The sequence below is a fragment of the Segeticoccus sp. genome (assembly GCF_035708005.1).
On the sequence record NZ_DASSTI010000150.1, the window covers coordinates 102,199 to 109,964 of the forward strand.

7 protein-coding genes are annotated in these 7,766 nt (G+C 70.2%); 5 read left to right on the forward strand and 2 right to left on the reverse strand.

The features are described 5' to 3' along the window. Nucleotides 1-16 precede the first annotated feature (16 nt). Both VFL99_RS14885 and VFL99_RS14890 read left to right on the forward strand, forming a co-directional pair. Nucleotides 17-1,177: a glycosyltransferase gene (locus VFL99_RS14885; protein ID WP_325107131.1), complete on the forward strand. Its 1,161-nt coding sequence runs from the start codon at nucleotides 17-19 to the stop codon at nucleotides 1,175-1,177. Then, nucleotides 1,174-2,106: a DMT family transporter gene (locus tag VFL99_RS14890; RefSeq protein ID WP_325107132.1), complete on the forward strand. Its 933-nt coding sequence runs from the start codon at nucleotides 1,174-1,176 to the stop codon at nucleotides 2,104-2,106. The genes VFL99_RS14885 and VFL99_RS14890 overlap by 4 nt, the downstream gene beginning before the upstream one ends. Here VFL99_RS14890 and speB read toward each other — a convergent pair. Both speB and VFL99_RS14900 read right to left on the reverse strand, forming a co-directional pair. Next, nucleotides 2,099-3,106, reverse strand: coding sequence for an agmatinase (gene speB / locus VFL99_RS14895; protein ID WP_325107133.1), 1,008 nt, complete (start codon nucleotides 3,104-3,106; stop codon nucleotides 2,099-2,101). The genes VFL99_RS14890 and speB overlap by 8 nt on opposite strands. Further along, a complete protein-coding gene (locus tag VFL99_RS14900; protein ID WP_325107134.1) occupies nucleotides 3,103-4,476 on the reverse strand; it encodes an MFS transporter in 1,374 nt (457 codons plus the stop codon). Before VFL99_RS14900 ends, speB begins: the two co-directional genes overlap by 4 nt. A 190-nt stretch (nucleotides 4,477-4,666) precedes the next feature. Between VFL99_RS14900 and VFL99_RS14905 the strand changes: the two genes are divergently transcribed. From VFL99_RS14905 to VFL99_RS14915, 3 genes are all read left to right on the forward strand, one after another. After that, nucleotides 4,667-6,193, forward strand: coding sequence for a PucR family transcriptional regulator (locus tag VFL99_RS14905; protein ID WP_325107135.1), 1,527 nt, complete (start codon nucleotides 4,667-4,669; stop codon nucleotides 6,191-6,193). A gap of 135 nt (nucleotides 6,194-6,328) precedes the next feature. Beyond that, nucleotides 6,329-6,691 carry a YciI family protein gene (locus VFL99_RS14910; RefSeq protein ID WP_325107136.1) on the forward strand — a complete coding sequence of 121 codons (363 nt, stop codon included), beginning with the start codon at nucleotides 6,329-6,331 and terminating at the stop codon, nucleotides 6,689-6,691. Between the two features lie 23 nt (nucleotides 6,692-6,714). Then, the coding region (locus VFL99_RS14915) for an RNA polymerase sigma factor (protein ID WP_325107137.1) at nucleotides 6,715-7,766 on the forward strand (1,052 nt) is incomplete at its 3' end.

Here is a 7,766-nt window from a genome sequence, read left to right on the forward strand (position 1 = left end):
TGGGAGGTGAAGACCGGTGCGCATCGCGTTCGTGACCGAGACGTGGCTTCCCGCCACCGACGGCATCGTGACGCGGCTGCACGCGACCATCACGGCCTTGCTCGACGAGGGGCACCAAGTGCTCATCGTCTGCCCCAGATCGCGGCTGGGGAATCGGGCCGACTCCCGCTCGGACCCCAGGGCCACGGTGCGCACCGTGCCGACGATCGGCTTCGACTTCCTGTATGGCGGCCAACGGTGGGGGCTGCCCCTCCCGACGGTGGCCGGCTACCTGCGCCACTTCCGGCCGGATGTCGTCCACCTCGTCAACCCGGTCCTGCTCGGCATCGCGGGGGCGCTCGCCGCGCGGTACCAACGCATCCCGGTGGTCGCGTCGTACCACACGAACGTCTCGACCTATGCCGGCTACTACCACCTCGGCGTGCTGCGGCCGCTCATCGAGTTCACCCTGCGTTCCCTGCACCGCCAGGCGAGCCTGAACCTGGCCACCTCCGGCGTCGGGGAGCAGGAGTTGCACCGGCTGGGAGCACGCAACGTGCGCCGGTGGCCCCGTGGCGTCGACCTGGACCTGTTCCATCCGAGCCCCGAACCCGCACGCCTCGATGGTCGTCCAGTGGCGCTGTACGTCGGGCGGCTGGCCGCCGAGAAGGGCCTGCACCGCCTGCGCCCGTTGAGCACCACCGAGGGTGGCTTCGACCTCGTCCTCGTCGGTCACGGCCCCCAGCGGGACGAGCTGCCCGACCTGCTCGGACCCACGGCACGGTTCACCGGGCTGCAGCACGGTGAACGGCTGGCGCGCACCTACCGCGCGGCCGACGTGTTCGTCTTCCCGTCCACCACCGACACCCTCGGGCTGGCGGTTCTCGAAGGGCTCGCCAGCGGGCTGCCGGTGGTCGCCGTCGACAGCAGGTCCAGTCGCGAGCTGCTGGCCGGGTGTCCCGCAGCGCGGGTGGTGCCCGCGGACGACCCGGCGGCCCTGGCGCGCGCCGCGCGCGAGCTGGTGGGGCTGCGCCGCACGAACGAGGGCCCGGAGCTCTCCAAGGTCGCCCGGCAGCTGGCTGAGGGGTGCGGCTGGGGCGAGGCCACGGCATACCTCGTGGACTGCTACGAGGAGCTCGTGAGCGCCGCGCGTGCCACCGACCCGCGGCCACCACCGTCGCACCGGCCCACGCGATGATCACGGTGACCGCGGGCTTCGCCGTGCTGGCCGCGCTGGGGTCGGCGGGCTGCGCCGCGGTGGCCGGCACGATGCAACACACCACGGCGAAGCGCGGGCGACGCGCGGACGGCACGGCCACCAGCCACGTCGCGGACTTCGCCCGGCACCAGCTCGCGCAAGCCCTGTGGTGGCTGTCCCTGTGCGTGCAGGCCGGGTCCCTGCTGCTGCACGCCACCGCGCTGCGCTTCGGCTCCCTCGCTCTGGTCCAGCCCGTGCTCGCACTCGTCGTGGTCCTCGCGCTGCCCCTGAACCACCGCCTGAACCGGACCCGGCTCACCCGGACCGAGATGGTGTGGGCCGCCGTCGTGACCGCGGGCATGGCCGGCTTCCTGCTCACAGCGTCGTCGGGGTCCGGCGCGGCGCCCATCCCGCTACGGGGTCTCCTCCTGCCCGCCATCGCGGCCGCCCTGCTCGTGGGCCTGTGCCTGTTGCTCGCCCGCCGGACGTCCCCGCACCTCGCCGCCCTCTGCCTGGGGGTGGCCGCCGGTGTCGCGTTCAGTCTCGAGGCAGCGCTGCTGCAGACCACGACCGGAGAGCTCGTGACCAATCCGCTCTCCGCACTGGCCACGCCCACGCCCTACGCCCTGGTGCTGACCGGCGCGGCCGGTGTCGCCCTGACCCAGCTGGCGTATCGGGCCGGGCCGCTGTCCTCGGCGCTGCCGGCGATCGTGACGGTCAACCCGGTGGCCAGCGTCCTGCTGAGCGCCCTGGTCGGCGCGGGCGGCATAGCCACGTCCCCCGGCGCGCTCGCCGCCGAGGTGTGCACCTTGGCGTGCCTGGTAGTGGGCGTCGGCGCGCTCGCCCGGATCATCGAGCAACCCGATGAGGGTGCGCGCCAGCCGACGCCCGTCGCCACCGGCGCACCGCCCCGTTCACGGTCTAGCTGAGCGCAGCCATGGCGTTCTCGGGCTCCGGGCGGGCACTGAGTTCGTGGTTGGCCATGAGGGAGACCACGTCGTACACCACGGTGGCGGCGGCGATCGTGGTGATCTCGCCGTGGTCATAGCCGGGAGCGACCTCGACCACGTCCGCACCGACCAGGTTGAGCCCGTTCAGGTTGCGCAGGAGTGCAAGCAGCTCACGGCTGGTGAGGCCGCCCGCCTCAGGCGTTCCGGTGCCGGGCGCGAAGGCGGGATCCAACACGTCGATGTCGATGGACAGGTAGACCGGGGTGTCCCCGACGCGCTGGCGGATCTGTTCGGTCGCAGCCTCGATACCGAGCCGGTCCAGATCACTGGCGCGGATCGTCCTGAAGCCGAAGTCGGCGTCTTCCTTCAGGTCGATCCGGTCATAGATCGGACCACGGATTCCCAAGTGCATGCAGTGGTCCTCGGCCAGGAGCCCCTCTTCGAAGGCCCGGCGGAAGACGGTGCCGTGCGTGGTGGGCGCGTTGAAGTAGGTGTCCCACGTGTCCAGATGGGCGTCGAGGTGGACGAGGGCCACCGGCCCGTGTTGCCGAGTCACCGACCGCAGCATCGGCAGGGCGATGGTGTGGTCGCCGCCGACCGCAATGATCCGGCGATCGCCGCTGCTCCCCTGCACGTCGTGCGCGTGGTCCTCGATCTGGGCGACGGCCTCGCTGATCGAGAAGGGGGTGCAGGCCACGTCGCCCGCATCGACGACCTGAACCCGCTCGAAGGGGGCGACGTCGAGCTCGACGTGGAAGGCGGGACGAAGGTGCCGCGAGGACTTGCGCACTTCCATGGGCCCGAACCGGGCACCGGGACGGTAGGACGTGCCTCCGTCGAAGGGCACCCCGAGGATGGCGATGTCGTAGTCGCTGACGGTGTGGATCTCGGGGATCCGGGCGAACGTTGAGGCGCCGGCGTAGCGGGGCACCTTCGTACCGTCGACGGGTCCGACGGGGTCGGGGACACGGATGCTCATGGCTGTACCTCCATGGTGGGCGTGGTGGCTGTGGTGAGCGGGGTGGTGGGGCGGCCGCGGACGCCGGCCGCATCGGAGAGGGAGCGTCCGGCGGTCTCGACACCCCAGGCAAGGGTGACGGCCAGACCGACGAGGGAGATGATGCCGCCGACGATGAGCACCGTGTTGATGCCTCGGTTGAGGGCGAACGGCATCAGGTAGGCGGCGACGGCCGCGCCGATCCTGCTGACGGCGGTGCCGATGCCCACAGCCGTGGCGCGGACATGGGTCGGGAACAGCTCGTTCGGGTAGACGATCTCCAGGAAGTTCGAGGCTCCGGACAGGAGGGCGAAGGCCAGGACGGCGGCGAAGCCGACCATGACCGGAAGGCCGGGAACGAATCCGGCAACGCACCAGATGACGCCGATGGCGCCGAAGGTGTAGACGAGCAGGGCCTTGCGGCCGATCCGGTCCACGAGCAGCAGGCCCGGAATCCCGCCGGCGACGAAGAGCGCAGCGAGGAACACCTCTGCCCCGTTCCCGGTGATGCCGACCTCCTTGAGGATGTCGAACGAGAAGGAGTAGATCGACAACAGCGGAATGACCTGGCACATCCAGAACAAGCTCACGAACAGGGTGCGGCGCAGGTACGGCGGTCGGAGGACGGTGAGAAGGCTCGTCTTGCCGGCTTGTTCGGCCTCACCGAGGTCCTCCACGCCGTAGCCGGGCCCGAAGACCTGCTTGATCGAGCGGTCGGCCTCGGCGACGCGGCCCTTGCTGATGAGCCATCGCGGTGACTCGGGAGTGCCCAACCGCAGGACCAACGTCACCATCGCGAACACGGCCGAGCTGGCCAGCATCCAACGCCAGGCGGCGTCGCCGGTGTACTTGGTGCACAAGATCCCCACCACCGGCGCCGCGGTGGCACCGATGGCCCAGACGACGAAGGTGGCACCGAGCATGCGGCCGCGGTACTTGGAGGGCAGGTACTCGGCCAGCAGCGAGGTGGCGATCGGGTAGTCGGCGCCGATGGCCACGCCGATGAGGAACCGCAGCACCACCAGGTGCCACACCTCGGTGGCGAAGAAGGACAGGAGCGAGAAGGCCGCCAGGGCCAGCAGGTCGACGATGTACATCACGTGTCGGCCGACCCTGTCTGTGACCCACCCGAAGACTCCCCCACCGACGAAGATGCCGATCAGGATCGCGGCGGCGATCAGGCCCTGATCCGAGGCAGTGATGTGGATCGAGCGACTCATCGTCGTCCACGTGAACCCGATGATCGCGATGGCGAAGCCGTCGATGAACGGCCCGCCCGAGGAGTAGAGCGTGAGCTTCTTGTGGAACGACGTCAGTGGGGCGTCGTCGATCAGGCCACTGTGCGCGGTCATACCGGCTCCTTCCGGGTGGGGCGGGGCAACGGCGCCGGCGGCTGGCGACCGCGTCTGCCCTTGGTCACCGAGCCTGCGTGACGCAGGACCGGGCGGCCAAGAGGATCAGCGCTCGAAACTCCGCAGACGTCTCTGTGCAAATGCACAAGGCGGGTACGACGAAGGGCCAAGCAGGGCGATACGGTGAGGCGTGGGCATCACGGTGGAGCAGCTGCTCGACACGCCCCACCTGCGCCTCCGGCTGCACTCCGGACGGGCGGGTCTGTCGCGGGACGTCACCTGGACGCACACCTCCGACTTGCCCGAGCCGTGGCAGTGGCTCACCGGTGGTGAGCTGCTGATGACCAATGGCATGTCCTTCCCCAGAGACGCTGCCGGCCAAGAGCAGCTGTTGGAACAGCTCGCCCAGGTCGGCGCCAGTGCCCTCGCCATCGGGGAGCAGATGTACTGCCCGCCCCTGACGCGCCGGTTCGCCACCGCCAGCGACCGGCTCGAGCTGCCCGTGCTGTGGATCCGGTACCCCATGCCGTTCGTGGCGATCTCGCGGGCGGTCGCCGAGGCCTCGCTGGGTGAGCAGTCCCAACGGCTCATGCGCACGGCACGGATCTACGACAGCCTCCGTCGGGCGGTGCCCGAAGAGCTCGACCGTTCCCGCATTTGCGAGGTACTCGCCAAGGAGTTCGGCTGTCCCGTGCACGTGTGCGACCGGGAGACCGGCGCAGCCTTCTTCCCCCACGGACCAGCAGTCCCCGACGAGCTGGAAGCAGCCGTCAGGCGGGCGCGCCGCGGCACCCTCACCGCTGGCGCCCGCGCCGTACCCGTCGCCGAGTTGTCGGTGGAGGCGCTCGTCGCGGACATCCCCACCCATGAGGCCGCTGTGCTCGTGGTGGCACGACCCGAGCACCGGCCGCTGGACGGCATACTGCTGCAGCACGCCGCGACGGTGGTCGCCGTGGAGCTGTCCCACACCAGGCTGGCCCTGGAACACCACCGACGCGCCGGTGCCGAACTCATGGCACAGCTGCTCGACGGGCGGGTCGAGGCGCGCAGGGCGCGCCGGCAACTCGTCGGCCAGGGCCTGAAACCGGATGCGTGCGTCGTCGTGGTGGCGACGGCAGCCCCCGCCGACCGCGTCCGTGAGCTGCACGTCGCGTTGTGGCGCCAGAACGTGCCACACCTGCTCGCCGTTCGCGCGGACACCGCACACCTGCTGGTTCCCGCCGACTCCGAGGTGTTCGACGCGATGGCCCATGCACTCGGCACGCACGGCCGCGTCGGTGTCAGTGGTCTCCTTCGTGATGTGCGGCGCATCCCGGAGGCCAACCGAGAGGCGGTGTGGGCGCACGGCATCGCCGGCCGGCAGCACCTCGCCATCGCTCGATACGGCCACGTCACCACCGCGCTCACCGGCCTGGCTGGCCCGGACGACGCCACTGCCCTCGTGCGACAGTGGCTCGGCCCCCTCATCGACCACGACCGACAGCACCAGACCGACCTGCTCCCCACGCTCGAGACCTTTCTGGCGCACCGACGCTCTTGGCAGGAGTCCGCCAACGCCCTGCACATCCATCGGCAGACCGTGCTCTACCGCATCCGACGCATCGAACAGCTCACGGGCCGCAGCCTGAGCGAGACCGCCGACATCGCGCAGTTCTGGCTCGCACTGCAGGCGAAGGACCTTCTGAGCGAGGGTGGGCCAAGTCGGCACGAGCGGTGACCGGTCCGATTCGAAGGGCGCCCATAGCGGTCCACATCGCAACGCTTGTCCGGCACGATGTCGTATCAGGACGATGCCGTTCGTGGTGACGGTGAAGGCGGTCGGCGTGACCGCCCCGACTCGAGGAGAACTGAGATGGCGCACTACCTGCTGAGCGTGCACGGCCCTGCCGAGAGGAACGAGTTCGGCAGCTACGGCTCCCAGGAGGAGATGGAGGAGGCGTTCGCCGCGACCGGCGCGTTCAACGACAGGCTGCATGCGGAGGGCTACTGGGTCTTCGCAGGCGGGCTCCAACCGGCGTCGACCGCGACCGTCGTCGACGGCCAGGGTGAGACGCCGGTGCTGACCGACGGTCCCTACCTGGAGACGAAGGAGGTCATCGGGGGCTTCTGGGTCATCGACGCACCCGACCTCGACGTCGCGCTCAAGCTCGCCGCGGAGGGATCGAAGGCGTGCCGGGGCAAGGTCGAGGTCCGCCCGTTCGAGGGTCTGGCCTGACCGGCCCGAACGACGATCGACGGATGCAGAGCGAAACGGGGGCCGTCGAGCGGGTCTTCCGTGAGGAGTACGGCCGCCTGATCGCCTCGCTCGTCCGCCGCTTCGGGGACATCGACATCGCCGAGGAGGCGGCGAGCGAGGCCCTCGTCGTTGCGCTGGAGAAGTGGCCGCAGTCCGGCACGCCTCCCAACCCCGGTGGTTGGCTCACCACCACCGCGGGCAACCGCGCGATCGACCGGATCCGCCGCGAGAGTCAGCGCGACGCCAAGCAGCAAGCGGCCCTCATGTCCTACGACGACACGCCCCACGAGCCCACCGGGCCGGTCCAGGACGACCGTCTCCGGCTGCTCTTCACCTGTTGCCACCCGGCGCTGGCGCCGGAAGCGCGCATCGCGCTGACGCTCCGGCTCCTCGGCGGGCTGACCGTGCCCGAGATCGCGCAGGCTTTCCTCGTGCCGGAAACCACCATGGCGCAGAGAATCACCCGGGCGAAGAAGAAGATCGCAGCGGCGAAGGTGCCCTATCGAGTGCCCGAGGTGACAGACCTGCCCGAGCGGCTCGGCGGAGTGCTGACGGTGCTGTTCCTCATCTTCAATGAGGGCTACCTCGCCACTGGCGACGGCGACCCGGTTCGCGCCGAACTCACCGGCGAGGCAGTCCGCCTCACGCGGGCCCTGCGCCAACTGCTCCCTCATGAGCCGGAGGTTGCCGGGCTGCTCGGGCTGCTGGTGCTCATCGAGGCTCGACGGGAGACCCGCGTGCGCCATGGGCAGTTGGTCCCGCTCGAGGAGCAGGACCGCGCCAGCTGGGACCGCGCGCTGATCGCCGAGGGGCACCGCCTGGTCCGCGAGTGCCTCGCGATCAACCGGCCCGGCCGCTACCAGATCCTCGCCGCCATCAATGCCGTTCACACCGACGCACCCGCGGCGCACGACACGGACTGGTCGCAGATCGTCGCGCTCTACGACCAGCTGACCCAGATCGACCCGTCACCGATCGTGGCACTCAACCGCGCCGTCGCGGTTGCCGAGCTGGACGGCCCGATGGTCGCCCTGACCTTGGTCGATCGGCTACC

Coding starts and splice junctions, on each gene's coding strand:
- VFL99_RS14900 (WP_325107134.1), bottom strand. CDS start 4,476: ATGACCGCGCACAGTGGCCTGATCGACGACGCCCCACTGACGTCGTTC.
- VFL99_RS14910 (WP_325107136.1), top strand. CDS start 6,329: ATGGCGCACTACCTGCTGAGCGTGCACGGCCCTGCCGAGAGGAACGAG.
- speB (WP_325107133.1), bottom strand. CDS start 3,106: ATGAGCATCCGTGTCCCCGACCCCGTCGGACCCGTCGACGGTACGAAG.
- VFL99_RS14890 (WP_325107132.1), top strand. CDS start 1,174: ATGATCACGGTGACCGCGGGCTTCGCCGTGCTGGCCGCGCTGGGGTCG.